Source organism: Burkholderia cenocepacia (assembly GCF_014211915.1).
Classification (GTDB): Bacteria; Pseudomonadota; Gammaproteobacteria; order Burkholderiales; family Burkholderiaceae; genus Burkholderia; species Burkholderia orbicola.
Window position 1 is genome coordinate 1,994,731 of the sequence record NZ_CP060040.1, and the last position, 25,618, is coordinate 2,020,348.

Sequence of the window (25,618 nt, forward strand, 5' to 3'; positions counted from 1 at the left end):
ATGAACGCATCGACCCAACGTCCGCCGTTCGCCGGCAAGACTTTCGAAGTCCGTTACGACGGCCTCACCGCGCTCAACGCGTACGACGAGGACGGCCGCCACATGCGCTACGAGATCACCGAAGGCCCGTACGCGGGCGCGAAGGGCGAAGTCGAATACACGTGGCAGCCCGTCGCCGGCGAGACCTACGCGATCTCGTGGCAGGAAGCCGATCGCGCCACCGTCGTGCACATCGACGATTTCGCCGCCGGCACGTCGCGCTCGTTCTTCACCGCGTCGTCGCTCGATTTCTACCGGCTCGACGGCAGCCTGCGCGCGGTCTGAACGGAGCAACCCGATCATGTCCCCCTCCCTCGACAAGCTCGCCGCCGGCGGCTTCAGCATCGGCATCGAACTGCCGCTCGACAACGACTGGACCCCGTCCGGCAACGCGAAACGCCGGCATGACGGCCGCCACCCCGGCGAGCCCGACCTGGAAATCCACGCGGAGCTCGCGCAACTGGCCGACACGCTCGGCTTTCGCGCGCTCTGGGTGCGCGACGTGCCGGTGTACGACCCGTCGTTCGGCGACGCCGCTCAGGTGTTCGAAACGTTCTCGTATCTCGGCTACCTCGCCGGCATCACGCGCGACATCCTGCTCGGCACCGCAGCCGTCGTGCTGCCGCTGCGCGAGCCGCTGCTGACGCTGAAATCGGCCGCGACGATCCAGGAACTGAGCGGCGGGCGCCTGCTGCTCGGCGTCGCGAGCGGCGACCGGCCGGTCGAATATCCGCTGTTCGGCCGCGACTTCGCGTCGCGCGGCGCGAACTTCCGCGACCAGATCGCGCTGCTGCGCGACGGCGCGCGCGGACATCTGCCGCCCGGCCTGGAAGTGCTGCCCGCCGCCCGCTCGCCGGTGCCGCTGCTCGTCGCGGGCCTCGCGCAGCAGACGCCCGCGTGGATCGGCGAACACATGGACGGCTGCCTCGCGTATCCGGGCACGCCGGCCGACCATCTGCAGCGCGCCGCGAACTGGCGGGCGGTGGCGGGCGACAAGCCGTACGTCAGCTTCATCCACCTCGACCTCGCGGAAGATCCGCACGAACCGCTGCAGCGGCACCGCTTCGGCGCCCGCGCGGGGCGCATCGCGCTGACGGAGGAACTCGCGGCGATACGCGACGCGGGCGTGCGGCACATCGGCCTGCATTTCCGCCGCAACCGGCGGCCGCTCGACGAGACGATGGCCGAAATCGCAGCGGACGTGCTGCCCGCGTTCCATCCGAAAACGACTCCGCAGACGCTCGCCGCATAAGGCCGACGAGCGTCTTCCAATAGGCGAATTGCCGGCCAATATTTGATTTCAAATCAAATATATTTGACCTCTACAGGCGTTTATTTCATCAGTCTCAAGCGCCAGAATGACGTCCATACCGCAATCGTTCCCCCTCTTTCAGGAGCACATGATGAGCAAGATTCCCGCATTCGGCCTCGGTACCTTCCGCCTGCAAGGCCAGGTCGTCATCGACTCGGTCCGCAACGGCCTCGAAGTCGGCTACCGCGCGATCGACACCGCGCAGATCTACGGCAACGAAGCCGAAGTCGGCGAAGCGATCGCCGCATCGGGCGTGCGCCGCGAGGACCTGTTCCTCACGACGAAGATCTGGGTCGACAACTACGCGCCGGAGAAGCTGGCGGCCAGCCTCGAGGAAAGCCTGCGCAAGCTGCGCACCGACGTCGTCGACCTGACGCTGATCCACTGGCCGGCGCCGGGCAACGGCGTGTCGATCGACGCGTTCATGACCGCGCTGGCCGATGCGAAGGCGAAGGGCCTCACGCGCCAGATCGGCATCTCGAACTTCAACATCGCACTGACGAAGGAAGCGATCGCGGCGGTCGGCAAGGATGCGATCGCGACGAACCAGATCGAGCTGAGCCCGTACCTGCAGAACCGCAAGCTGGTCGAGTTCCTGAACGCCGAAGGCATCCACGTGACGTCGTACATGACGCTCGCGTACGGCAAGGTGCTCGGCGACCCGGTGATCGGCGCGATCGCGCAGCGTCACGACGCGACGCCGGCGCAAGTGGCACTCGCGTGGGCGCTGCAGCTCGGCTACTCGGTGATTCCGTCGTCGACCAAGCGCGAGAACCTCGCGAGCAACCTGCTCGCGCAGACGCTGCGCCTGACCGACGAAGACATGGCGCAGATCGCCGCGCTCGAACGCAACGGCCGCGAAGTCGACCCGGCCGGCCTCGCGCCGAAGTGGGACTGAGCACGCGGCGGCTTCATCCGATATGACCTATCCGCGGCCCGCCGGCCGCGGCACCGACAGGACACCACCATGACCCAGGATCCGCTTTTCCAACCGCTGCGACTCGGCGCGCTGACGCTGCCGAACCGCATCGTGATGCCGCCGATGACGCGTTCGCGCGCAAGCCAGCCCGGCGACGAAGCCAACGAACTGATGGCCGCGTACTACGCGCAGCGCGCGAGCGCGGGCCTGATCGTCAGCGAAGGCACCTACATCGCACCGCTCGGCAAGGGCTACGCGTGGACGCCCGGCATCCACACGCCGTCGCAGGTCGCCGGCTGGCGCAAGGTGACGGACGCCGTGCATGCCGCGCACGGCCGCATCTTCGCGCAGCTGTGGCACGTCGGCCGGCTGAGCCACACGAGCCTGCTCGGCGGCCAGCAACCCGTATCGTCGTCGCCGCTCCAGGCGAAGGGCGTGAACGTGTTCATCGCCGGTGAAGACGGCAGCACGCCGGGCTTCGTGCAGGCGTCCGAGCCGCGCGCGCTGTCGATCGACGAGATCCGCGAGATCGTCGACCAGTACCGCACCGCCGCCCGCCATGCGATCGAAGCCGGCTTCGACGGCGTCGAGCTGCACGGCGCGAACGGCTACCTCGTGAACCAGTTCATCGACTCGAACGCGAACACGCGCACCGATGCGTACGGCGGCTCGCTGGAGAACCGGCTGCGGTTCCTGCGCGAAGTCACGCAGGCGCTGATCGAAGGGACCGGCGACGCGTCGCGCGTCGGCATCCGTCTCGCGCCGCTGACCACGCTGAACGGCTGCGTCGACGACGACCCGGAAACCACCTACCTCGCCGCCGCGAAGCTGCTCGGCGAACTCGGCGTCGGCTATCTGCACATCGCGGAAGCCGACTGGGACGACGCGCCGCTGATGCCGGTCGCCTTCAAGCAGCAATTGCGCGCCGCGTTCCCGGGCGTGCTGATCTATGCCGGCGCGTACACCGCCGAGCGCGCACGCGAAGCGATCGCCGCCGGCTGGGCCGACCTCGTCGCATTCGGCCGCCCGTTCGTCGCGAACCCCGATCTCCCCGAGCGGCTGCGCACCGGCGCCGCGCTCGCGCCGCACGATCGCAACACGCTGTTCGGCGGCGGCGCCCACGGCCTGACCGACTACCCGACGCTCGCGCAAGCCGCGGCATAACGATCGACAGGAGTCTCGAATGAAAGCGACGCTCGCCCGGCTCGCGCTCGCCACGATTTTGCCGTTCGCGGCAGCCCAGGCGGCGCACGCCGCGCCGGCCGCCCCGGCGGCCGACTGGTATCCGTCCGTGTATGGCGCCGATGACGAAATCGGCGCGGCCAACCTGCTGACGCCCGACGTTGTCAAGCAGGCGGTCGGCCTCGTGAAGGCCGGCAAGACCTATCCGCTGGCCGTGCCGGTGGACAAGCGCCTGCCGGCGTTCCGCCATCGCAGCTTCCGGCTGTACAACGTGCAGGTCGGCCAGCAGGCCGGCAAGAGCCTCGGCCCGAACAAGTTCACGTTCAACGACGAACTCGTCAACGCATGGACCGGCGTCGGCACGCAACTCAACGGAATCGGCCACATCGGCATCGACAACGTCTACTACAACGGCAACAAGGCGGCCGATTTCGTGACCGTCGACGGCGTGAAGAAGCTCGGCGTCGAGAAGGTGCCGCCGATCGTCACGCGCGGCGTCGTGCTCGACATGACCGCCTACTACGGCAAGCCGATCGTGCCGGGCGGCACCGAATTCACGGTCGCCGACATCCAGGCCGTGCTGAAGAAGCAGAGGCTGACGCTGCGCAAGGGCGACGTCGTGCTGTTCAACACCGGCTGGCTCCAGCTGATCGGCAAGGACGACAAGCAGTTCCTCGACGTCGAGCCCGGCATCGGCATGGAAGCCGCGCAGTGGCTGGCCGACCAGGGGATCGTCGCGTTCGGCGGCGACACGTGGGCGTCGGAGGTCTATCCGAATCCGCATACGCAGGACGAATTCCCGGTCAACCAGTACATGCTCGCGAAGCGCGGCATCTACAACCTGGAACTGATCGACAGCCGTGCGCTGGTGCGCGACAAGGCATGGGAATTCCTGTTCGTGCTCGGCCAGCCGCTGTACGTCGGCTCCACGCAGGTCAATATCAACCCGGTCGCGATCCGCTGATCGCGCGCCTGCCCTGCGGCAATCGCGGCGACTATCGCCGCGATTGTCATTTCCGCATTGCAGCCTGTGCGATCGGCGTCTAACGTTGACGGGATCGACGCCGTACGACCGTCACCCGACCTGAAAGGACGCCCCGTCATGCCAAGCCGCTCCCCGACACGCGACATGCTGCTGGCCCTTGCGGCCGGCCTTTCCCTGGCGGCTTTCACCGCGCCCGCCCACGCCGACGAGGCCGCCGGCCTCGCGCCGCCGGCACCGGCCACGCCGGTGCTGACGACTACCGCGACCGGCGTGCAGATCTATGCGTGCGAATACGATGCCGACCACCGGCTCGCGTGGGCCTTCAAGCGCCCGGAGGCGATGCTGTTCGATGAAAGCGGCGCGCTCGTCGTGCGGCACGGTGCGGGGCCGTCGTGGGAAGCGCTCGACGGCAGTCGCATTACCGGCAAGAAGCTCGCGGAAGTGCCGAGCGCAAGCGCGGCCAGCGTTCCGCAACTGCTGCTCGCGGCGACGCCGGCCGCAACCGGCACGCTCGCCGGCGTGCGCTTCGTGCAGCGGCTCGACACCGCGGGCGGCACGCCGCCGGCCGCGACCTGCACGACCGAGCATGCGGTCGGCCGCTTTCCGTACTTCGCGCGCTACGTGTTCCTGAAGTGACGCGCACGGTGTCGCAAGCGACGGGCATCATTCCGTCGCCTTTCGTCATGCGTCGATTTAATCAGCCATCCTATATTTGATGCGGGGAAGCGTGAAATCACCGGCACCCTCGTTCCGTCTGGTCAGCGCGTCCGCATCGACAATTCGACGTCGCCGCCGAACGGCACCGACAGATAGCCGTTTTCCGGCGCACGCACGTAAGCAAGGTAGTCGGGGCTGTATTCCGCGTTGTCGGCCACGACGAACGCGCCCGCCCTGAGCCGCGGCTCGACCCGCGCGAGAATCTCCGGATACAGCGCCTTCGCTCCGTCGAGCAGCAGCAGATCGACCGCATCCGGCAGATCGTGAGCCAGCGTACGCAGCGCATCGCCTTCGCGGATCTCCACGAGATCGGCCAATCCGGCCGCCGTCAGGTTCGCCCGTGCGCGCACGACCTTCGACGGCTCGAACTCGCTCGTGATCAGCCGCCCGCCGCCGTTGTCGCGCAGCGCGGCCGCGAGATGCAGCGTCGAAATGCCGAACGACGTGCCGAATTCGACGATTGCCTTCGCGCCGCCACTGCGCGCGAGCATGTATAGCAGCATGCCCGTCTCGCGCGACACGGGAAGCGGGTAATCCTTCAGGCGCGCATACAGATCGGCGTAGTCCGTCTTGCTGCGCATCAGCCGCGCTTGCTCGTCGCGCGACACGTTGGCGAAGGCCGGGCTCGTCGCGGGCGACGACGCGTCGGCTTCGTCGAACAGGCGCGCCAGCAGCGAAGCCAGCGGGTCGAGCATCAGGGTGGTCATGCGATATCTCCGGTAGCAGTTGAGTGCGTCAGTGCACCCGACTAGAATATGACGAACCATTCAGGTTTTACTATTCGCATTGGCAAACCGCTCATGACCGACCGCCGAAACGCCCCGATCGCCACGCGCAAGCAGCCTCGGCAGGCGCGCTCGACCCGCCTCGTCGAGGACGTCCTGCAGGCGGCTATTCAGGTTTTGGCAAGTGAAGGCGCGCAGCGCTTCACGATGGCGCGCGTGGCCGAGCGGGCCGGCGTGAGCGTCGGCTCGCTGTACCAGTACTTCCCGAACAAGGCGTCCGTGCTGTTCCGGCTCCAGCACGACGAGTGGCGGCAGACGCACGACATGCTGTGCGCAATCCTGCAGGACACGCGGAAGACGCCGCCCGAGCGGCTGCGCACCGCCGTCCACGCGTTCATCCGTTCGGAATGCGACGAGGCGCCGATGCGCATCGCCCTCGACGATGCGGCCCCGCTCTATCGCGACGCCCCCGAGGCGCAGGACGTGAAGGCCGAGGGCAACCGGGCGTTCAGCGCGTTCATGCGCGAAGCGCTGCCCGACGTGTCCGACGCCACGCATGCGCTCGCGTGCGAGCTGATCCTGACGACGCTCACCACGGGCGGCAAGGCATTCTCCGAAACGGCGCGCACGCCGACGGAAATCGACGCCTATTCGGCCGCGATGGCCGACATGTTCTGCGCGTATCTCGCGCATCTCGTGCACGATTGAGGCCCGCGCCGACACGGAAACCGCGCACGCGTGCCAGCCGTATCGTCCGGATGCAGGTTGTGCGCGGCGATGAATCCCGTCACCCGCCCCGGTTCGCACCGGCTTCCCGGCCCCATTCCGAAAGCAATTCGTAAAATTCAGTGCCTTGCCTGCTTGCGCGCTGCCCGCCGACCCTGCATCAAATAGTCGCCTTAACGGATTCGAACTAGGCGTATACACGCGGGCCGGCGCGACGGAGCCCCGTCGCACGCCGATATAAGCGCTGCGACATGCGCTGCATGCTCTTCCCCCGATGGGACGTGATGGGCGGCTCGCCTAACCTTCGCTACGGCAAAGCACACGTGACGGGGTCGACCACACCACGCGTCGTCCGACGCGACACCCTCGCGATCGTTTCGACTCGCCCGTAACGACACACACCACGCGTCATGCGTCCCCACGACGTTGCCGATCAATCCAACCAGATACGAGACACCCTGACGACGGTTCGCGACGAGCCGTTTCAGCATGCTGATAAAGGAGCAAGCTCATGAGTGATACCCCGGTGCAGCCGACGGTCGGCGTCGGCGCGGAGGAAACCGGCCTGGGCGCCAACGGCGCCATCGACCGGTACTTCGGCATTTCGTCGCGCGGCAGCACGCAGCGCCGCGAGATCATTGCCGGCGTGACCACCTTCCTCGCGATGGTCTATTCCGTGTTCGTCGTGCCCGGCATGTTCGGCAAGGCCGGCTTCGACACGAGCGCGGTATTCGTCGCGGTGTGTCTCACCACCGCGTTCGGCTCGCTGCTGATGGGCCTGTGGGCGAAGCTGCCGATCGCGATCGGCTGCGCGATCTCGCTGACCGCGTTCACCGCGTTCGGGCTCGTGCTCGGCAAGGGACTGCCTCCGACGGTCGCGCTCGGCGCCGTGTTCCTGATGGGGCTCGTGTTCACCGGCATCTCGGTCACCGGCGTGCGTTCGTGGATCCTGCGCAACCTGCCCGCGGGCGTCGCGCACGGCACCGGGATCGGCATCGGCCTGTTCCTGCTGCTGATCGCGTCGAACGACGTGGGCCTCGTGATCAAGAACCCGGGCGCCGGCCTGCCGGTCTCGCTCGGCCAGATCACCGCGTTCCCGGTCATCATGTCGGTCGTCGGCCTCGCCGCGATCTTCGGCCTCGAAAAGCGTCGCGTGCCGGGCGGCATCCTGCTCGTCGTGATCGCGATCTCGGTGTTCGGCCTGATCTTCGACCCGGGCGTGAAGTACCGCGGCATCTTCGCGCTGCCTTCGCTCAGCGCACCGGGCCACGCATCGCTGATCGGCGCGATGGACCTCAAGGGCGCGCTGTCGATGGCCGTGCTGCCGAGCGTGCTCGCGCTGGTGATGACCGCCGTGTTCGACGCGACCGGCACGATCCGCGCGGTCGCGGGCCAGGCCGGCCAGCTCGACGGGAACGGCCGCATCATCAACGGCGGCCGTGCGCTGACCGCCGATTCGATCAGCTCGATCTTCTCCGGCTTCCTCGGCGGCGCACCGGCGGCGGCCTACATCGAGTCGAGCGTCGGCGTGGCCGCCGGCGCGAAGACCGGCCTCGCGGCGGCCGTGGTCGGCCTGCTGTTCCTCGTCGTGATGTTCTTCTCGCCGCTCGCGGGCCTCGTGCCGTCGTACGCCACCGCACCGGCGCTGATGTACGTCGGCCTGCTGATGCTCGGCAGCGTGAGCAAGCTGCACATGGACGACATGGTCGACGCGATGTCGGGCCTCGTGTGCGCGGTGTTCATCGTGCTGACCGCGAACATCGTGACGGGCATCATGCTCGGCTTCTCGACGCTCGTGATCGGCCGCGTCGCCAGCGGCGAATTCCGCAAGCTCAACGTCGGCACCGTGCTCATCGCGGCCGTGCTCGTCACGTTCTATCTCGGCGGCTGGGCCATCTGAGCCCGAGACATGCGCGACGTCGCCGGCAGAAGGACGGCGCGCATCGGGACGACATCGTCTCCTCCACCATCATCGTTGATGGTCTCCAGCCTGGGAACGCGAGTTTCCAGGCTTTTTTTATCGACGAGACGCGACGCGACGCGCGCAAACGGCGCGACACCCGTTCGCGCCCGGTGCTACGATCGCGTTTTGCCTTCAGGAGTCGCGATGAACACACTCGGCATCGTCTCCGAATCGAGCACCCGGGCCTCGGCGCGCAAGCCGCCGTTCATTCCGTCGTTCGGCTTCCACGAAGTGCACGAATCGCAGCCGATCGGCGCGCCGCCCGCGCGCATCATCGACGTCGTCGCGTCGCTCGACATGCGCGCCGATCCGGTCATCGACACGCTGCTGACGGTGCGTGAATTCCCGGCGGCCATCGCCGGAGCGCTACGCCACGCGCCGGCCCGCCCCGAACGCGCGCGCTTCGGCTTCGACACCTTCACGCCGCTCCATCGAGACGACACGTCGCTGTCGCTCGGGCTCGTCGGCCGCTTCTGGCGCCCGACGCCCGACGTGCGTCCCCTCGCGGACGCCGACGCCTTCGTCCGGCACGACGACCCGCGCGATGCGAAGCTGGTACTGCGGTTCGAGGTGGTCGGGCTCGCGTCGGGCGCGCACATCCTGCGCACCGAAACCTTCGTCCATTGCCCGAGCGCGCGCACGCGCGCGCTGTTCACGCCGTACTGGCTCGCGATCCGGCTTGGGAGCGGCTGGATTCGGCGTCGTACGCTGGCGGCAGTGGAAATCGCGCTGGCGTGATTCGCGCCATCAGAACGGCTTGATCACGGCCAGCCCGACGACGAGCGCCATCGCGACGATCACCACGCCGGCCGCCTGCCCGAGCCACGGCGCCGGTACGACGACGAGGTCGTCGCGCTCCATGCGCCGCAGCGTGCCGGCCAGGACCCCGTGCAGCACCGACAGCGCGACGACGAGCACAAGCTTCACCGACAGCCACGCGGCGCCGAACCAGTGACCGCTCAGCGCGAGCGCGATGCCGGCGATCCAGACGATCGCGAGCGCGGGCGCCGTCACCGTGCGATCCCAGCGCCGCACCGCGCGATGCACGGCGAGATTCGCAATACGCACCGCGACGGACGACAACAACAGCCCGCCGACGAACGTGACGATGGCGGCCAGATGCACGGCCTTCAGCATCAGGTAGATCATCGCGCGTGCCGCCTGCGCGCGATCCAGCCGGCGCTCGCCAGCCCCGCGAACGGCACGACGGCCGACAGCACCAGCCGCGCGACCTCGGCCTTGCTCCACAGCCCGCTCGACGCGGTGCCGACCACCGCCCACACGTACATCGCGAACGCGATGCCGTGAACCGGGCCCATGATCGATACCGCCACCGGATAGCCGGCCAGATGCTTGAGCGGCACGGCCACGCACACCAGCACGACGAGCGTGGTCGCCTCCAGCAGCGACAGGTATTGCAGGTTCCGCAACGCGTTGCGATCGTCTTGTTTCATCGGCAGGCCTCCAGGTGGTCCGCCGCGATTGTCGCGTGTGGCGCCGGGTCGAGCCATTGGCTAGAATGACATCTTTCAACGGATTCTGGCCACGGCCGCGAATACCATGCACACGGTCGCCGTTCTCGCGTTGCCCGATGTCGTGCCGTTCGATCTGGGCGTCGCCTGCGATACGTTCGCGCGCGTGCGGGCGCCGAATGTCGAGCCGGCGTACCGCGTGCGCGTGTGCAGCGAGCAGCCGCGCGTCGGCGGCGACCTGTTCGAGCTGCGCCCGCCGTTCCGCCTCGATGCGCTGGCCGACACCGACACGATCATGGTCCCCGGCACGTCGGTGCCGCTCGCGCCCACGTCGCGCCGCGTGCTCGACGCGCTGCGCGCGGCGGCCGCGCGCGGATGCCGGATCGCATCGATCTGCAGCGGCGCGTTCGTGCTCGCGGAAGCCGGGCTGCTCGACGGCCTGCGCGCGACGACGCACTGGCTCGCGGCCGCCGAACTCGCGCGCCGCCATCCGAACGTCGACGTCGATCCGAACGTGCTGTTCGTCGACAACGGCCAGATCCTGACTTCGGCCGGCGCGGCGGCCGGCCTCGATCTGTGCCTGCACATGATCCAGGCCGACTATGGCGCGGCGGTCGCCGTCGACGCCGCCCGCAGCGCGGTGGCGCCGCGCGTGCGCGAAGGCGGGCAGGCGCAGTTCATCGCGCCCGAATGGCCGGCCGGCGGCGACGGGCTGCACGACCTGATGGACTGGCTGCACGCGAACCTGCGCCAGCCGCTGACGCTCGACACGATCGCGCGCAAGGCGTCGACGAGCGTGCGCACGCTGACGCGGCGCTTCCAGGAACAGACGGGCACGTCGCCCGGGCAATGGCTGCAGACCGCGCGCGTGCGGCATGCGCAGCAGTTGCTGGAGGTGACCGAGCTGTCGATCGAACACGTGGCGACGGAAGCCGGGTTCGGTTCGGTCACCGCGTTTCGCGAACGCTTCGCGCGTATCGTCGGCACGTCGCCGCAGCGCTATCGGCAGGCATTCCGCGCGCGCGCCGATGCGTGACCTTCAGCGGGCTCGGCCCCCGAACCCACCGCTCCCGCTCGCGCCAACCGGACCCGACCGATGACCCGCATCCGCAATCCCCTGAACATCGCGCAGCTCCAGGCATTCGTCTCCGCCGCGCACCTGAAGAGCCTGCGCGCCGCCGCGCGCGAGCTCGGTGTCACGCAGCCGGCAATCACGCACACGATCCGCGAGCTCGAAACGGCGCTCAACGCGGAGCTGCTCGTGCGCAGCGTGCGCGGCGTCGAGCTGACCGCCTGCGGCGCGGCGCTGCTGCCGCGCGCCGAGCAGTTGCTCGGCGACGTCCGCCGCACGGTCGAGGCCGTCGAGCAGGTGAAAGGCGAGATGTCGGGCCGCGTCGCGGTCGGCACGATGCCGTCGATCGCGCTGACCGCGTTGCCGCACGCGGTGACGGCGTTTCGCCGGTCGATGCCGAACGTCAGCCTGCATCTCGAGGAAATGACGGTGCCGGACGCGCTCGCGCAACTGCGCAACGGCACGCTCGACATCGCTGCGATGCACCATGTGCCCGCGCTCGACCGCGATTTCACGCAATTGCCGCTGCTGTCGACCGAATTCACGATCGTGATGCGCGACGGTCATCCGCTCGCGCAGGCGCGCCGGTTAGAGGAATTGCTCGACGCGGAGTGGATCGTCACCGTCGGCGCCGAGCAGTTCCCGCACAGCGTGATGGTCGGGATGTTCGAGGCGCACGGGCTGCCGCTGCCGAAACGTCTGCTGCGCTCGCCGATGTCGTTCGCGGTGACGCTCGGGCTCGTCGCGCGCTCGGACGTGATCGGCTGCTTCACGCGCCCGCTCGCCGCGATGGTCGCGCCGCTCGGCATCCGCACGGCCGAACTCGACGAAAGCATGCCGCGCTTCGACCTGTCGATCATCGCGCGGCGCGACCTGCTGCCCACGCCCGCCGTGTCGCACTTCGTCACGTGCCTGCAGCGCGCGGTCAACGAAACGCTCGGCTGAATCGTTCCTGTGTGTGAAACGGCGGCGCATCCGACGCGCCGCCGCCGGGCCCGGTATCGGGGCTTGTCCTAGGCGCCCTGCCGGTATTTTGTCTTGATAATCTTGCGCACGTCGCGCGCCCCCATCGGGCGGGCGAAACGGACTGTCCGACGCGAAGCCGCGGCGGGCCGAAGGCTTACGGCGCGGCACAACCGCGCACCCATCGAACAAAACGAGGAGTCACCGAGTGAAAAAGATTCTTGCGGCTGTGACCGTGGCCCTGCTCGCCGTATCGGCCGGCAGTGCATACGCGAAGGACTGGTCGACCGTGCGGTTCGGCGTCGACGCAAGCTACCCGCCTTTCGAATCGAAAGGCGCCGACGGCAAGGTGGTCGGCTTCGACGTGGATCTCGGCAACGAGATCTGCCGCCGCATCAACGCGAAATGCGTGTGGATCGAAAACGACTTCGACGGGATGATCCCGGCGCTGAAGGCCCGCAAGTTCGACGGCGTGCTGTCGTCGATGTCGATGACGCCGGCACGCGCCGAGCAGATCGCGTTCTCGTCGAAGCTGTTCAACACGCCGACGCGCCTCGTCACGAAGAAGGGCGCCGGCCTGCAGCCGACGGCCGAATCGCTGAAGGGCAAGTCGGTCGGCGTCGAGCAGGGCACGATCCAGGAAACCTACGCGAAGGCGCACTGGGCGTCGAAGGGCGTGAACATCGTGCCTTACCAGAACCAGGACCAGGTCTACGCCGACCTGATCTCCGGCCGTCTGGACGGCGCGCTGCAGGACGCGGTGCAAGCCGAGATCGGCTTCCTGAAGACGCCGCGCGGCGCGAACTTCGACTTCGCCGGCAAGGACCTCGACGATCCGAAGACGCTCGGCAACGGCGCCGGCATCGGCCTGCGCAAGGAAGACACCGACCTGAAGGCGAAGATCGACGGCGCGATCGCCGGCATGCGCAAGGACGGCACGTACGACAAGCTCGCGAAGAAGTACTTCGATTTCGACGTCTACGGCAAGTAATCCGGCCGACCGACGCACGATTCGGCATGATGGAAACGGGCTCCGCAAGGAGCCCGTTTTTTTTGCGCGCGGCGCGGACGACGTTATTTTTTCCGCGCCAACCTGATGATTCTCAACGGAAAACTGCGTGCTCTGGCGCCGGTTTGATGGCGGCGAGGAAGGCAACGTACAATCGATCTTCCACGCACACGGATCATTCGCGGCTGCGCCGCACTCTCCTCATCATGCAAACGCAGACCCATCCGCTGATTTCCCCCGCCGTCGGTACCGAACGCCAGATCACCAGCTTCCACTACGGCCCGCGCGGCGGCAAGAAGGTCTACATCCAGTCGTCGCTGCACGCGGACGAGCTGCCCGGCATGCTGGTCGCCACGCTGCTGCGCCGCAAGATCGCCGCGCTCGAGACGGCCGGCAAGCTGCAAGGCGAAGTCGTCATCGTGCCGGTGCCCAACCCGATCGGCCTGTCGCAACACGTGTTCGGCGATCACCTCGGCCGCTTCGAGCTCGGCTCGATGCAGAACTTCAACCGCAATTTCTACGATCTCGCGGCGCTCGTGCTGCCGCGCGTCGAACACCACCTCACGAACGACGCGCAGCGCAATCTGGCCGTCGTACGCACCGCGATGCGCGAAGCGCTCGACGAACAGAAGCCGCGCACCGAACTCGACTCGCAGCGCCTCGCGCTGCAGAAGCTGTCGTTCGACGCCGATATCGTGCTCGACCTGCACTGCGACAGCGATGCGGTGATGCACCTGTACACGAATCCCGATCTGTGGGCGGACGTCGAGCCGCTGGCGCGCTATCTCGATGCCAAGGCGTCGCTGCTCGCGCTGAACTCGGTCGGCAACCCGTTCGACGAAATCCACAGCTTCTGCTGGTCGGATCTGCGCAACCGCTTCGGCGACCGCTTCCCGATCCCGAACGGCGCGATTTCCGTCACGGTGGAACTGCGCAGCGAACGCGACGTGTCGTACGAGTTCGCCGAAAAGGATGCGCAGGCGATCGTCGAATACCTGACCGAGCGCGGCATCGTCGAAGGCACGCCGGCGCCGCTGCCGCCGCTCGCGCATCCGGCCACGCCGCTCGCGGGCACCGATCCGCTCGTCGCGCCGGTGTCGGGCGTGATCGTGTTCCGCACGCCGGTCGGCGCGATGATCGAGGCCGGCCAGGCCGTGGCCGACATCGTCGATCCGCTGACCGACCGCGTCGTCACGCTGAAGAGCAGCGTGTCGGGCGTGCTGTATGCGCGCCAGGTCGTGCGCTTCGCGACGGCCGGCATGGAAGTCGCGCGCATCGCCGGCGCGACCGCGATCCGCACTGGGTCGCTGCTGTCGGCCTGAACCGGCTGGGCGCGGCCCGCACGCCGGGCCGCGGCGCGCATCGCACGTCATCGGCTGCATCAAACGAAATCGCCCGCTTACGCGGGCGATTTGCTTTCCGGAGCGCGCGTCGGCGGCCGATACCGCGCCGCCGGCCGCTGCCACGTGCGAAGAAAGTTCAGAACGCCGGCACGATCGCGCCGCCGAACTTCTGGTCGATGAACTTGCGCACGTCGTTCGATTCATAGGCCGCGACGAGCTTCTTCACCCACGGCTTGTCCTTGTCCTGCGCGCGCACCGCGATCAGGTTCGCGTACGGGCCGCGCAGATCCTCGATCGCGATCGCATCCTTCACCGGCGTGAGTCCGGCCTTCACCGCGTAATCGGTGTTGATCGACGCGGCGTCGACATCGGGCAGTGCGCGCGGCAACTGCGCGGAATCGAGCTCGACGATCTTGATCTTCTTCGGGTTCTCGGCGATGTCGAGCGGCGTCGCGTTCACGCCGTTCGCGCCGACGCCCGGCTTCAGCTTGATCACGCCGTATTTCTGCAGCAGCAGCAGCGCGCGGTTGCCGTTCGACGGATCGTTCTGGATCCCGACTTTCGCGCCGACCGGCAAATCCTTCAGCGACTTGATCTTCTTCGAATAGAAGCCCATCGGGGCCGTATAGGTCAGCCCGACGTTGACGATCTTGTAGCCGCGCTGCTTGATCTGGCTGTCGAGGAACGGCTGGTGCTGGAAGCCGTTCGCATCGAGGTCGCCCGCATCGAGCGCCGCGTTCGGCTGCACGTAGTCGTTGAATTCGATGACCTTGATCGCGAGGCCTTCGCGCGCGGCGACCTTCGTCACTTCGGTCCAGATTTGCGCGTCGGGGCCGCTCATCGTGCCGATCTTCAGCGTTTGGGAGTCGGCGTGCGCGCCGGGCGCGGCGAATGCCAGCGCGGCGGCGAGTGCGCCGAGGCCGGTCAGGATCGAACGTCGCATGTGGTGTCCTCTTGTCCCGTGTCAATTGTTGGAGGACGGATCGTGGCATAGGGCCCCGAACGCGATCAACCAAGCTTATTTCATGTGCATATTCCTGTTCGGAATCGAATCTCAGCCGAAATCGGTATAACCCCCGCTATACAACCCGGGCAGAATTTAGGGCCTGCTTGCATAGGGAACGTGCATGCGAATGCCTGAAATCGCTCGCGGGGCCAGGAGTGAGGAGCGCCGTTTGGCCGCGCCAAACAAGCGACGAACGACGCCGCCATGCGGGCGATTTCAGGCATTCCCGTGGATTGAATTTTTAGTTTGGGGTTGCATGCACGTTCCCTATGCAAGCAGGCCCTAATGTCGCATCGGCACCACACATTCTTCATATGACAGTCGCTGTCATATTCATTACGTGGCCCGCCGATAAAGTTGCGCCGGTCCGTGAAAGCGCCCATAGAGAGCGCCGGAACCGCAACTGGACACGCCATTCATTCGCTCGGAGAATCCTTTGAACAAGAAACTGTTGACCATCGCCGCCCTGGCAGCAACGGCCGGCACGGCGCACGCACAAAGCAGCGTGACCCTGTACGGCGTCATCGATGCCGGTATCAGCTACGTGAACCACAGCAAGACCGCCAACGGCGGCACGGGCAAGCTGTTCAAGTACGACGACGGCGTGGCCCAGGGCAGCCGTTGGGGCCTGCGCGGCACCGAAGACCTCGGTGGCGGCCTGAAGGCGATCTTCGTGCTCGAAAACGGCTTCAACAGCGGCAACGGCACGATCGGCCAGGGTGGCGCGATCTTCGGTCGCCAGGCCTACGTCGGCCTGAGCCAGTCGCAATACGGCACGGTCACGTTCGGCCGCCAGTACTCGTTCTCGACCGACATCCTCGGTTCGAACTACTCGACGGGCGGCAACACGGTCGCGGGTAACTACGCGTACCACGTGAACGACATCGACCAGCTCACGTCGAGCCGCATCAACAACGCCGTGAAGTTCCAGAGCGCGAACTACTCGGGCTTCACGTTCGGCGCGTTGTACGGCTTCTCGAACTCGACCGACTTCGCTGGCGCACCGGCCACGACGACGGGTACGACGACGACCGCGGGCTCGTCGCGCGCATACAGCTTCGGCCTGAACTACGCGAACGGCCCGATCTCGGTCGGCGCGGCGTACACGGACATCCGTTACCCGAGCCAGTCGACGCCCGGCTTCTCGACGACGATCGCGAACCTGAGCACCGGCAACGTCCGCGACCTGCGCACGTACGGCGTGGGTGGCCGCTACGTCTGGGGCCCGGCAACGGCATGGCTGCTGTGGACGCGTACGCAGTTCTCGACCGTGTCGGGCGCGGGCGGCACGTTCTACAACGCGTATGAAGCAGGCGCGAAGTACGCGTTCACGCCGGCACTGTCGGGCGGTCTCGGCTACACGTACACGAACGCGACGCAGAACGGCAACTCGTGGCACTGGAACCAGGTCAACGGTATCGCCGACTACGCACTCAGCAAGCGTACGGACGTGTACGGCCTGGTCGTGTACCAGCAGGCTTCGGGCAAGGGCGTGCAAGCGCAGATCGGTTCGAGCACGAGCTACTTCAATACGTCGGGCACGGGTTCGAAGAACCAGATCGCCGCACGTATCGGTATCCGCCACAAGTTCTAAAGCATCTGCTTAACTGTCCGCGTCACGCGCGGATCACGACGGCAAGAAGCGCCCCGCTCCACGCGGGGCGCTTTTTTATAGGCTTTTAAGTTTCGCTTAATTCTGGGCTGAGAGGATGCTCTCACCCCCCCTGTTGGCCGCCTGAGCATCGGCGGCTTTTTTTTTAAACGCCGACGGCGCCGCCATCGATTGCCCACAAGACAGGATCGGAGGCCATGATGATCGAAGATACCGTTTTCAGCCATCTGCACGCGATTCTGACGTGCCAACACTCGCTGCCGGTCCAGAGCTGCCGCGTCTCGGTTGAAATGCAGCGCCCCTGGGGCCGCCCGTATCGCCTCGTCGAATGGACGATGCATCTCGACGCCCCCGCGCGGCGTCAGATCGTGCCGGCCGAATCAACCGACGAAGAGATCGCCGAGGTCGTCGCGTCGCACGTACCCGGCCGCCTTTACGGCGACGGCCGGCTGCAGTTCTGAACGCGTTTCCGCTCCCCCGCTTCCCGTCTGTCAGCCACGCCGCACGCATCGTGCGGCAGTCGGTCTCGTTTGACGCGGCAACGAAACCTGCTACGCTGCGCGTTTTCGTCCACGCAACACACGATGGAAAACGCATTCAACGAACGTGGCGTCATGGTCACGCGCAACGGCCTGTCGGCCGCCGGGCAGGTATTCGCGCTGCGTGACATCCGCCACGTCGACGTCGTCAAGATTCCGAAGAACCGTCTCGTGCCGTCGCTGATCTCGCTGATCGGCGCGGCCATTGCCGTCGCCGGCGGCATCGGCGCATCGAGCGCCGCGCTGGTGGTCGGCGTGATGCTCGTCGTCGTCGGCTATCTCGCGTGGGCCACGCAGGACATCACGTACCGGCTGATGGTCGAGATGCCCGACGGCAAGCGCGAAGCGCTGTCGAGCGTCGACGCCGAATTCGTCGAACGCGTCGCGCAAGTCGTGCGCGATGCGCAGTCCGCCACCGCGGCCGGCTGATTTTCCTTCGCATGCGTGCCCGCGCCGGTTCGCGCGGGCCGCACACATTCGCGGCGAATATCGGCTCGCGCGGCGTTCGCGTCGCACCGCATACCGCCCGCCGCCCCGCACGCACCTCGCCTCCACGGCGGACGCCGACCGCCTAGTATGGAAAGAGCGGCTCGCCGCCGCATCGTCCGAGGAGGCCCGCATGAACGCTCAATCGCTGTCCGGCATGCTTCGCGCGCAGGAACTGCTGATCGTGTCGATGATCCGTGCGCTTCCCCCGACACGCGCCGTGCGCTCGTCGAGCTCTACACCGAACAGATCGCGTTCGCCGAACAGGCCGGGATCGAGAGCCATGGCGATCGCGCCACGCACGACGCGTTCATCGCGCATGCGCGCAACCTGCTGATCCGCATCGAAGCGCTGGCCTGAGTTTCTCGAAGCGTTTCCCCACGGCTCGCCCGAGCCGCGCAGGCGAGCGCTCACTCGCACGAGCCGTTTTGTTTCCTTGTGTTGATAATGATTCTCATTTACACTGGTAAAGTTGTCAGTTGCCTTTCAAATCGCCGTTTGCCGCATGCCGCGCGCAAACGGGCCAGCCAGGTGAACGCGTCACCCAGCCAGCCTTCGGGCTTGTTATCGTCAATGGGAGACCACCTGTGCATTGCTATACGCTGGCGCGGCGGCCGATCTGTGCCGCGCTGTTCGGCGCGTTCGGCCTGTCCGCCGCCCCGGCTCACGCCGATTCGTCGCCGCAAGGCGCCACCCCGCCTTCCGCCGTCCTGACCACCGCATCCGCGCGCGGCGAGGCGGCGCTGCTCGATCCCGTCACCGTCACGGCCACCCGCACCGCCACCGCGGCGAGCCGCACGGCGGCGTCCGTATCGGTGATCACCGACGAGGATCTCGAAGAGCAGCAGGCCACCAACATCAAGGACGCGCTGCGCTACGAGCCGGGCATCACGGTACGCCGCACCGCGTACCGGCCCGGCAGCGCCGCGCTCGGCGGCGGCCGCGACGGCGATTCGAGCATCAACATCCGCGGCCTCGAAGGCAATCGCGTGCTGCTGATGGAAGACGGCATCCGCCTGCCGAACGCGTTCTCGTTCGGGCCGCTCGAAGCGGGCCGCGGCGACTACGCCGATCTCGACACGCTCAAGCGCATCGAGATCCTGCGCGGGCCGGCGTCGGCGCTGTACGGCAGCGACGGCCTGACCGGCGCGGTGAACTTCATCACGAAGGACCCGCGCGACCTGCTGTCGATCTACCACAAGCCTTACTACTTCTCGTTCCGGCCGAGCTACGACTCGACCGACCGCAGCATCGGCGCGACCGTATCGGCCGCGGGCGGCAACGATCGCATCCAGGGGATGATCATCGCCGACGGCCGGCGCGGCCACGAGGTCGACACGCGCGGCGACAATAATTCGGCGAGCACGCTGCGCACGACGTCGAATCCGCAGAACGTGTATTCGGAATCGCTGCTCGGCAAGCTCGTGCTGACGCCGACCACGCGCGACACGATCAAGTTCACCGCCGAAACGGTGCAGCGGCGCGTGAGCACCGACGTGCTGTCGGCGATCAATGCGCCGGCCACGCTCGGCCTCACGACCCACGACCGGCTCGAGCGCAACCGCTTCAGCGTTGACTACGACTTTCGCGACGACGCGTTCCGCTGGTTCCAGACCGGGCACGTGCAGTTCTACTACCAGGACGCGAAGCAGGACCAGTACGCGTTCGAGACGCGCGGCAGGCTACCCTCGCGTTCGCGCGACAACCAGTACAAGGAACGCACGTTCGGCGGCGCCGCGTTCGCCGAAAGCGGCTTCGCGACCGGCCCGCTCGCGCACAAGCTGCTCTACGGCGTCGACGGCAGCCTGTCGCGCGTGACGAACCTGCGCGACGGCACGGTGCCGGGCGTCGGTGAAGCGTTCCCGAACAAGGCGTTTCCCGACACCGACTACACGCTGTTCGGCGCGTTCGTGCAGGACCAGATCGGCTACGGCCGCCTGCTCGTCACGCCGGGCCTGCGCTTCGACACGTACCGGCTGAGCCCGACCGAAAACGATCCGCTGTTCACCGGCAAGGCCGTGTCGACGAGCGCGAACGAGCTGTCGCCGCGCGTCGCCGTGCTCTACGAGATCACGCCCGCGGTCATTCCGTACGTGCAGTATGTGCACGGCTTCCGCGCGCCGACGCCCGACCAGGTGAACAGCAGCTTCTCGAACCCGGTGTACGGCTACACGTCGATCGGCAATCCGAACCTGAAGCCCGAAACAAGCGACACGTTCGAAGCCGGCCTGCGCGGCAAGGCCGGCACCGGCTACGGCGTCGTGCGCTACAGCGCGGCCGCCTTCACCGGCCGCTACCGCAACTTCATCTCGCGCACGACGATCGCCGGCAGCGGCCGGCCGGTCGACCCGTTCGTGTTCCAGTACGTGAACTTCGCCGACGCGCGCATCCACGGCCTCGAAGGCCGCGCCGAATGGGTGATGCCGAACGGCATCACGCTGAAGACGGCGATGGCGTTCACGAAGGGCTCGACGCAGAACGACGGCGCGGCGAGCCAGCCGCTCAATACCGTGAACCCGTTCTCGGCCGTGTTCGGCGTGCGGTACGAGCCGACCGAACGCTGGTTCGTGCAGACCGACCTGCTGTTCCAGGCCGCCAAACGCGACAAGGACGTCGACAAGTCCGACTGTTCGAACAAGGCGTGCTTCACGCCACCGTCGTCGTTCGTCGTCGACCTGCGCGGCGGCTATCGCTTCAACAAGCACGTGAGCGCGACGATCGGCATTCGCAACCTGTTCGACCGCAAGTACTGGAACTGGTCGGACGTGCGCGGCATCGCGGCCGATTCGCAGGTGCTCGACGCATATTCGTCGCCCGGCCGCACGGTCGCCGTCAGCATGAAAGTGGATTTCTGATGCGCGTTGCCCGCGCGCCCACCCCAACCGTTACTCGAAGGAGTCCGACATGATGCAATCCGCCCTTCCCGGTCAATCCGCCACGCCGGCCCGCGCGGCCGCCGCGCTGCGCGACGCGTTCATCAAGCTCAAGACCGAGCGCCAGTTGCGCAACCGCGACGTCGCGCAGGCGCTCGGCGTCAGCGAAGGCGAGGCGCTCGCCGCGTTCGTCGGCGAGCACGTCGTGCGGCTCGACGCGCGCTTTCCGGCGATGTTCGAGGAAATGCCGCGCCTCGGCCGCGTGATGGCGCTGACGCGCAACGACACGGCCGTCCACGAAAAGGATGGCGAGTACGCGCAGATGAGCCACGACGGCCCGATCGGCCTCGCGCTCGGCGACATCGACCTGCGCATCTTCTATCGTCACTGGGTGTCGGCGTTCGCGGTGCGCGACGAGACCGCGCACGGCCCGCTGAAGAGCCTGCAGTTCTTCGATGCGCAGGGTCACGCGATCCACAAGGTCTACCTGCGCGCGCACAGCGATCATGCCGCGTACGACGCGTTCGTCGAACGCTGGCGCGCGCCGTCGCAGGAGCCGGGCCTCGAGGTCGTGCCCGCCGCCCCGAAAACGCCGGAGCGCGCCGACACCGAAATCGACGTCGCGGGCTTTCGTGCCGCGTGGGACGCGATGACCGACACGCACCAGTTCTTCGGCATCACGCAACGTTTCGGCGTGAGCCGCATGCAGGCGCTGCGCCTCGCCGATCCGCACTACGCGTATCCGGTCGAAACCGCGCATGCGTTGCGCCACGTGCTCGAACAGGCGGCGAAGAGCGGCCAGCCGATCATGGTGTTCGTCGGCAACGCGGGGATGATCCAGATCCATACGGGCCCCGTCGCGAACGTGCGCGAGGTCGGCGCATGGATCAACGTGCTCGATCCGGGCTTCAACCTGCATGTGCGCGAAGACCTGATCGCCGCCGCCTGGGTCGTGAAGAAGCCGACGAGCGACGGCATCGTCACGTCGCTCGAGCTGTTCGACCGGCAGGGCGACCATGTCGCGCTGCTGTTCGGCGAGCGCAAGCCCGGCAAGGTCGAGCGCGACGACTGGCGCGCGCTCGTCGCGACGCTGCCGACGGCTGCACGCGGGGCCGCGCGATGAGCGCTCGCCCATTCGATCCGCGCCGCCGGTCGCTGCTGGGCGGCGCGGCAGCCAGCGCGCTCGCGGGCGCGCTGCCCGGCGGCGTGCTCGCCCAGGTCGCGGCGGCCGCCCCGAAGCGCGTGATCGTGATCGGCGGCGCGCTGGCGGAAACCGCATTCGCGCTCGGCGGCGCCGAGACGCCGCGTTACCGGCTCGTCGGCGCCGACACGACCTGCACGTATCCCGACGCGGCGAAGCGCCTGCCGAAGGTCGGCTACCAGCGCGCGCTGTCGGCCGAAGGGCTGCTGTCGCTGCGGCCCGATCTCGTGCTCGCATCGGCGGAAGCCGGCCCGCCGACGGCGATCGCACAGGTGAAGGGCGCCGGCGTCACGGTGACGACGTTCGACGAGCGTCACGACGTCGAATCGGTGCGCGCGAAGATCACCGGCGTCGCACAGGCGCTCGACGTGCGCGACGCCGGCACCGCGCTGCTGCAGCGTTTCGATCGCGACTGGCAGGCCGCGCGCGACGCGGTCGCCGCGCGCGTGCCCGGCGGCGCGCAGCCGCCGCGCGTGCTGTTCGTGCTGAACCATACCGGCACCCAGGCGCTCGTCGCCGGCCAGCGCACGGCCGCCGACGCGATGATCCGCTACGCGGGCGCGCGCAACGCGATGCAGGGCTTCGATCACTACAAGCCGCTGACGACCGAGGCGCTCGCGGCGGCCGCGCCCGACGTCGTGCTGATCTCCGACGAAGGGCTGGCGGCCGTCGGCGGTCACGCCGCGCTGCTCGCGACGCCCGGCTTCGGCGCAACGCCGGCCGGCCGCGCGCGGCGCGTCGTGTCGCTCGACGCGCTGTTCCTGCTCGGCTTCGGCCCGCGCCTGCCGCTCGCCGTCACGACCCTGCACCGACGCCTGTCGGATGCGCTCGCCTGACTCCGGATCGACTCGATGCCCGCACACGCTTCACTCTTCAACGCGCCGTCACGCGCCCCGCACGCCGGCGCCGCGCGCCTCGGCACGTCGCGCCGCTTCGCGCCGTTCGTCCTGGCCGCGCTCGCCGTTCTGGTGGGCGCGATGTCCGTCGTCGCGCTGTGCGTCGGCGCATACCGCATTCCGCTGGCGGAAGCCTGGGCCGCGCTGAGCGGCGACGCGGCCGCGCAGCAGGCGCGCGCGGTGCTGCTCGATATCCGCGCGCCGCGCGTCGTGCTCGCGCTGCTGGTCGGCGGCGGCTTCGGCGCGACCGGCGCCGCGATGCAGGCGCTGTTCCGCAATCCGCTCGCCGATCCGGGGCTCGTCGGCGTGTCGAGCGGCGCCGCACTCGGCGCGACCGCGCTGATCGTGCTCGGTCCGGCCCTCTTCGCCGCCCATGCGAGCGCGGCCGCGCTGCCGTTCGCCGCGTTCGCGGGCGGCCTCGCGGTCGCGGCGCTCGTCTACCGGCTGGCCGCATCGCGCGGCCGGCTCGCACTGCCGCTGCTGCTGCTCGCCGGCATCGCGATCAATGCGCTGGTCGGCGCGGCGATCGGGCTGCTCACGTTCGTCGCCGACGACGCGCAGTTGCGTTCGCTGACCTTCTGGAGCCTGGGCAGCCTCGGCGGCGCGCAATGGTCGACGCTGGCGGCCGTCGCGCCGTGCGTGGCGCTCGGCTGCGTGCTGCTCGCGCGCGAACGCGATGCACTGAACGCGCTGCAGCTCGGCGAAACCGAAGCGCTGCATCTCGGCGTGCCCGTGCAGCAACTGAAACGACGCGTGCTCGTCGCGGTCGCGCTCGCGGTCGGCGCGCTCGTGTCGTGCGCGGGCATCATCGGCTTCATCGGGCTCGTCGCGCCGCATTGCGTGCGCCTCGCGTGCGGCCCCGACCAGCGCATCGTGCTGCCCGGCGCCGCGTTGCTCGGCGCGTTGCTGACGCTCACGGCCGATCTCGCCGCGCGCACGGTCGCGGCGCCCGCCGACATTCCGCTCGGCGTGCTGACCGCGCTGCTCGGCGCGCCGTTCTTCCTCGCGCTGCTGTGGAAGAACCGCGGCGCGCTCGGCGGATGATCCCTTCTTCACGACGACCATGCTGACTGCCCACCACCTCGACGTCGCCCGCCGGCACGACACGATCCTGCGCGACCTGTCGCTGTCGATCGAGCCCGGCCGCGTGACCGCGCTGCTCGGCCGCAACGGCGCGGGCAAGAGCACGCTGCTGAAAACCTTCGCCGGCGAACTGACCGGCAGCGTCGCGCCGAACGGCGTGCGCGTCACGGGCAACGTCACGCTGAACGGTGAACCGCTCGCGCGCATCGACGCACCGCGGCTCGCGTGCCTGCGCGCGGTGCTGCCGCAGGCCGCGCAGCCGGCGTTCCCGTTCAGCGTCGACGAAATCGTGCTGCTCGGCCGCTATCCGCATGCGCGACGCAGCGGCACCCGCCACGTCATTGCACATCGCGATCGCGACATCGCGTGGCGTGCGCTCGAACGGGCGGGCGCCGATGCGCTCGTCGGTCGCGACGTCACGACGCTGTCGGGCGGCGAGCTCGCGCGCGTGCAGTTCGCCCGCGTCCTCGCGCAGCTGTGGCCGGACCACGACGCGACGGAACCCGGCCCGCGCTATCTGTTGCTCGACGAGCCGACCGCCGCGCTCGATCTTGCGCACCAGCACCGGCTGCTCGATACCGTGCGCGCCGTCGCGCGCGAATGGCAGCTCGGCGTGCTCGCGATCGTCCACGATCCGAACCTCGCCGCGCGGCATGCGGATACGATCGCGATGCTCGCCGACGGTACGATCGTCGCGCATGGCGCACCGCGCGACGTGATGACGCCGGCCCATATCGCGCAGTGCTATGGCTTCGCGGTGAAAATGGTGGAAACCGGCGACGGGACGCCGCCGGTGATGGTGCCCGCGTAGGAAGGGAACGTCTTTCAGGTGATGCAGCCGGACTGAATGCCAGCGCGGCAAGCCCAGGCGCGAGCGCTCAATGCTCGACGTCCGCCGCGCCGAAGCTCCGCATCTTCCAGCCGAGCCGCACGACGAGCATCCGCATCGAGAAACCGGCCACCAGCGCGACGAACGTCGCCAACCCCACGTCGATGCCGAGATGCTGCATCCCGACATACAGCGCGCCCGTGACGAACGCGACGCTCGCGTACAACTCCTCGCGCAGGATCAGCGGCATCTCGTTGCAGAGTAAATCGCGCAGCATCCCGCCGCACACGCCCGTGATCGCGCCGGCCAGCACGACGATGATCGGCGCCGTGCCGGTCGACGCGCCGATGTCGCAGCCGATGATCGTGAACGCCGCGAGGCCGATCGCATCGACGGTGACGAACAGCGTCTTCATCCGCGCAACGTGCCGTGCCGCCCACGACGCGACGGTCGCCGCGACCAGCGTGATCACCAGGTATTCGGGATGCGCGATCCAGCCGAGCGGATAATGGCCGAGCAGCACGTCGCGCACGGTTCCGCCGCCGAGCGCCGTCACCGCGCCGACGAGCGCGAGCCCGAAGCGGTCCATTCCGCGGCGCATGCCCATCAGCGCGCCCGACATCGCTTCCGCGACGATCGCAATCAGATAGAGCGTATGCATGGCGC

26 protein-coding genes and 1 pseudogene are annotated in these 25,618 nt (G+C 68.0%); 22 read left to right on the plus strand and 5 right to left on the minus strand.

Annotation, left to right across the window (positions count from 1 at the left end; all coding sequences use genetic code 11):
* The 6 genes from SY91_RS25320 to SY91_RS25345 all read left to right on the plus strand — a co-directional run bounded on the left by SY91_RS25320 (position 1) and on the right by SY91_RS25345 (position 5,073).
* Positions 1-324 (plus strand): MoaF-related domain-containing protein, encoded by a 324-nt coding sequence (locus SY91_RS25320; RefSeq protein WP_006480403.1) that lies wholly within the window; start codon positions 1-3, stop codon positions 322-324.
* Between the two features lie 16 nt (positions 325-340).
* Positions 341-1,291, plus strand: coding sequence for an LLM class oxidoreductase (locus SY91_RS25325; RefSeq protein WP_023475791.1), 951 nt, complete (start codon positions 341-343; stop codon positions 1,289-1,291).
* Between the two features lie 151 nt (positions 1,292-1,442).
* Positions 1,443-2,249, plus strand: a complete 807-nt coding sequence (dkgB, locus tag SY91_RS25330; RefSeq protein ID WP_043887292.1) for a 2,5-didehydrogluconate reductase DkgB — start codon at positions 1,443-1,445, stop codon at positions 2,247-2,249.
* A 69-nt stretch (positions 2,250-2,318) separates the two neighbouring features.
* Positions 2,319-3,434 (plus strand): alkene reductase, encoded by a 1,116-nt coding sequence (locus SY91_RS25335; RefSeq protein ID WP_006480400.1) that lies wholly within the window; start codon positions 2,319-2,321, stop codon positions 3,432-3,434.
* 19 nt (positions 3,435-3,453) lie between these two features.
* On the plus strand, positions 3,454-4,416 hold the full coding sequence (locus SY91_RS25340) for a cyclase family protein (protein ID WP_023475793.1): 963 nt from the start codon (positions 3,454-3,456) through the stop codon (positions 4,414-4,416).
* Between the two features lie 138 nt (positions 4,417-4,554).
* Complete coding sequence (locus tag SY91_RS25345) at positions 4,555-5,073, plus strand: DUF3455 domain-containing protein (protein ID WP_043887289.1); 519 nt, start codon at positions 4,555-4,557, stop codon at positions 5,071-5,073.
* 122 nt (positions 5,074-5,195) lie between these two features.
* Here the strand turns inward: SY91_RS25345 and SY91_RS25350 are convergent, their stop codons facing one another.
* Positions 5,196-5,861 (minus strand): O-methyltransferase, encoded by a 666-nt coding sequence (locus SY91_RS25350; RefSeq protein WP_006480397.1) that lies wholly within the window; start codon positions 5,859-5,861, stop codon positions 5,196-5,198.
* 48 nt (positions 5,862-5,909) lie between these two features.
* On the opposite strand from SY91_RS25350, the gene SY91_RS25355 reads away from it, so the two are divergent.
* The 3 genes from SY91_RS25355 (at position 5,910) to SY91_RS25365 (ending at position 9,306) form a co-directional block, all read left to right on the plus strand.
* The gene (locus SY91_RS25355) at positions 5,910-6,587 is read left to right on the plus strand and encodes a TetR family transcriptional regulator (protein WP_023475795.1); all 678 of its coding nucleotides are present in this window, start codon (positions 5,910-5,912) and stop codon (positions 6,585-6,587) included.
* 529 nt (positions 6,588-7,116) lie between these two features.
* Positions 7,117-8,505 carry an NCS2 family permease gene (locus SY91_RS25360; RefSeq protein WP_023475796.1) on the plus strand — a complete coding sequence of 463 codons (1,389 nt, stop codon included), beginning with the start codon at positions 7,117-7,119 and terminating at the stop codon, positions 8,503-8,505.
* 207 nt (positions 8,506-8,712) lie between these two features.
* The gene (locus tag SY91_RS25365) at positions 8,713-9,306 is read left to right on the plus strand and encodes a hypothetical protein (protein ID WP_006480394.1); all 594 of its coding nucleotides are present in this window, start codon (positions 8,713-8,715) and stop codon (positions 9,304-9,306) included.
* A 9-nt stretch (positions 9,307-9,315) separates the two neighbouring features.
* On the opposite strand, the gene SY91_RS25370 is transcribed toward SY91_RS25365, so the two are convergent.
* Entirely contained in the window at positions 9,316-9,717 is a 402-nt protein-coding gene (locus SY91_RS25370) for a CopD family protein (protein ID WP_006480393.1), read from the minus strand.
* A complete protein-coding gene (locus tag SY91_RS25375) occupies positions 9,714-10,022 on the minus strand; it encodes a DUF3817 domain-containing protein (RefSeq protein WP_023475797.1) in 309 nt (102 codons plus the stop codon). Before SY91_RS25375 ends, SY91_RS25370 begins: the two co-directional genes overlap by 4 nt.
* A gap of 106 nt (positions 10,023-10,128) precedes the next feature.
* On the opposite strand from SY91_RS25375, the gene SY91_RS25380 reads away from it, so the two are divergent.
* The 4 genes from SY91_RS25380 (at position 10,129) to SY91_RS25395 (ending at position 14,406) form a co-directional block, all read left to right on the plus strand.
* Complete coding sequence (locus SY91_RS25380; protein WP_124592023.1) at positions 10,129-11,076, plus strand: GlxA family transcriptional regulator; 948 nt, start codon at positions 10,129-10,131, stop codon at positions 11,074-11,076.
* Positions 11,077-11,136: 60 nt separating this feature from the next.
* Complete coding sequence (locus SY91_RS25385; RefSeq protein ID WP_006480390.1) at positions 11,137-12,057, plus strand: LysR family transcriptional regulator; 921 nt, start codon at positions 11,137-11,139, stop codon at positions 12,055-12,057.
* A gap of 226 nt (positions 12,058-12,283) precedes the next feature.
* Positions 12,284-13,066 carry an ABC transporter substrate-binding protein gene (locus SY91_RS25390; protein WP_006480389.1) on the plus strand — a complete coding sequence of 261 codons (783 nt, stop codon included), beginning with the start codon at positions 12,284-12,286 and terminating at the stop codon, positions 13,064-13,066.
* Positions 13,067-13,290: 224 nt separating this feature from the next.
* The gene (locus SY91_RS25395) at positions 13,291-14,406 is read left to right on the plus strand and encodes a succinylglutamate desuccinylase/aspartoacylase family protein (protein WP_027805884.1); all 1,116 of its coding nucleotides are present in this window, start codon (positions 13,291-13,293) and stop codon (positions 14,404-14,406) included.
* 157 nt (positions 14,407-14,563) lie between these two features.
* Here the strand turns inward: SY91_RS25395 and SY91_RS25400 are convergent, their stop codons facing one another.
* On the minus strand, positions 14,564-15,370 hold the full coding sequence (locus tag SY91_RS25400; RefSeq protein WP_185921215.1) for a MetQ/NlpA family ABC transporter substrate-binding protein: 807 nt from the start codon (positions 15,368-15,370) through the stop codon (positions 14,564-14,566).
* Between the two features lie 499 nt (positions 15,371-15,869).
* Here SY91_RS25400 and SY91_RS25405 point away from each other — a divergent pair, with 499 nt between their 5' ends.
* From SY91_RS25405 to SY91_RS25445, 9 genes and pseudogenes are all read left to right on the plus strand, one after another.
* A complete protein-coding gene (locus SY91_RS25405) occupies positions 15,870-17,027 on the plus strand; it encodes a porin (protein WP_105798274.1) in 1,158 nt (385 codons plus the stop codon).
* 218 nt (positions 17,028-17,245) lie between these two features.
* Complete coding sequence (locus SY91_RS25410) at positions 17,246-17,506, plus strand: DUF2866 domain-containing protein (RefSeq protein ID WP_011548992.1); 261 nt, start codon at positions 17,246-17,248, stop codon at positions 17,504-17,506.
* A 123-nt stretch (positions 17,507-17,629) separates the two neighbouring features.
* On the plus strand, positions 17,630-18,013 hold the full coding sequence (locus SY91_RS25415; RefSeq protein WP_034175112.1) for a DUF6232 family protein: 384 nt from the start codon (positions 17,630-17,632) through the stop codon (positions 18,011-18,013).
* 190 nt (positions 18,014-18,203) lie between these two features.
* A pseudogene (locus SY91_RS35180) lies at positions 18,204-18,430 on the plus strand (hypothetical protein).
* A 227-nt stretch (positions 18,431-18,657) separates the two neighbouring features.
* Complete coding sequence (locus SY91_RS25425) at positions 18,658-20,925, plus strand: TonB-dependent hemoglobin/transferrin/lactoferrin family receptor (RefSeq protein WP_185921217.1); 2,268 nt, start codon at positions 18,658-18,660, stop codon at positions 20,923-20,925.
* Positions 20,926-20,974: 49 nt separating this feature from the next.
* On the plus strand, positions 20,975-22,066 hold the full coding sequence (locus tag SY91_RS25430; protein WP_011548989.1) for a hemin-degrading factor: 1,092 nt from the start codon (positions 20,975-20,977) through the stop codon (positions 22,064-22,066).
* Entirely contained in the window at positions 22,063-22,980 is a 918-nt protein-coding gene (locus tag SY91_RS25435) for a hemin ABC transporter substrate-binding protein (protein ID WP_185921218.1), read from the plus strand. The genes SY91_RS25430 and SY91_RS25435 overlap by 4 nt, the downstream gene beginning before the upstream one ends.
* 15 nt (positions 22,981-22,995) lie before the next feature.
* On the plus strand, positions 22,996-24,084 hold the full coding sequence (locus SY91_RS25440) for a FecCD family ABC transporter permease (RefSeq protein ID WP_105798271.1): 1,089 nt from the start codon (positions 22,996-22,998) through the stop codon (positions 24,082-24,084).
* A 19-nt stretch (positions 24,085-24,103) separates the two neighbouring features.
* Entirely contained in the window at positions 24,104-24,934 is an 831-nt protein-coding gene (locus SY91_RS25445; RefSeq protein ID WP_023478035.1) for a heme ABC transporter ATP-binding protein, read from the plus strand.
* 67 nt (positions 24,935-25,001) lie between these two features.
* Here the strand turns inward: SY91_RS25445 and SY91_RS25450 are convergent, their stop codons facing one another.
* On the minus strand, positions 25,002-25,613 hold the full coding sequence (locus tag SY91_RS25450) for a trimeric intracellular cation channel family protein (protein ID WP_043888662.1): 612 nt from the start codon (positions 25,611-25,613) through the stop codon (positions 25,002-25,004).
* Between the last annotated feature and the right edge of the window lie 5 nt (positions 25,614-25,618).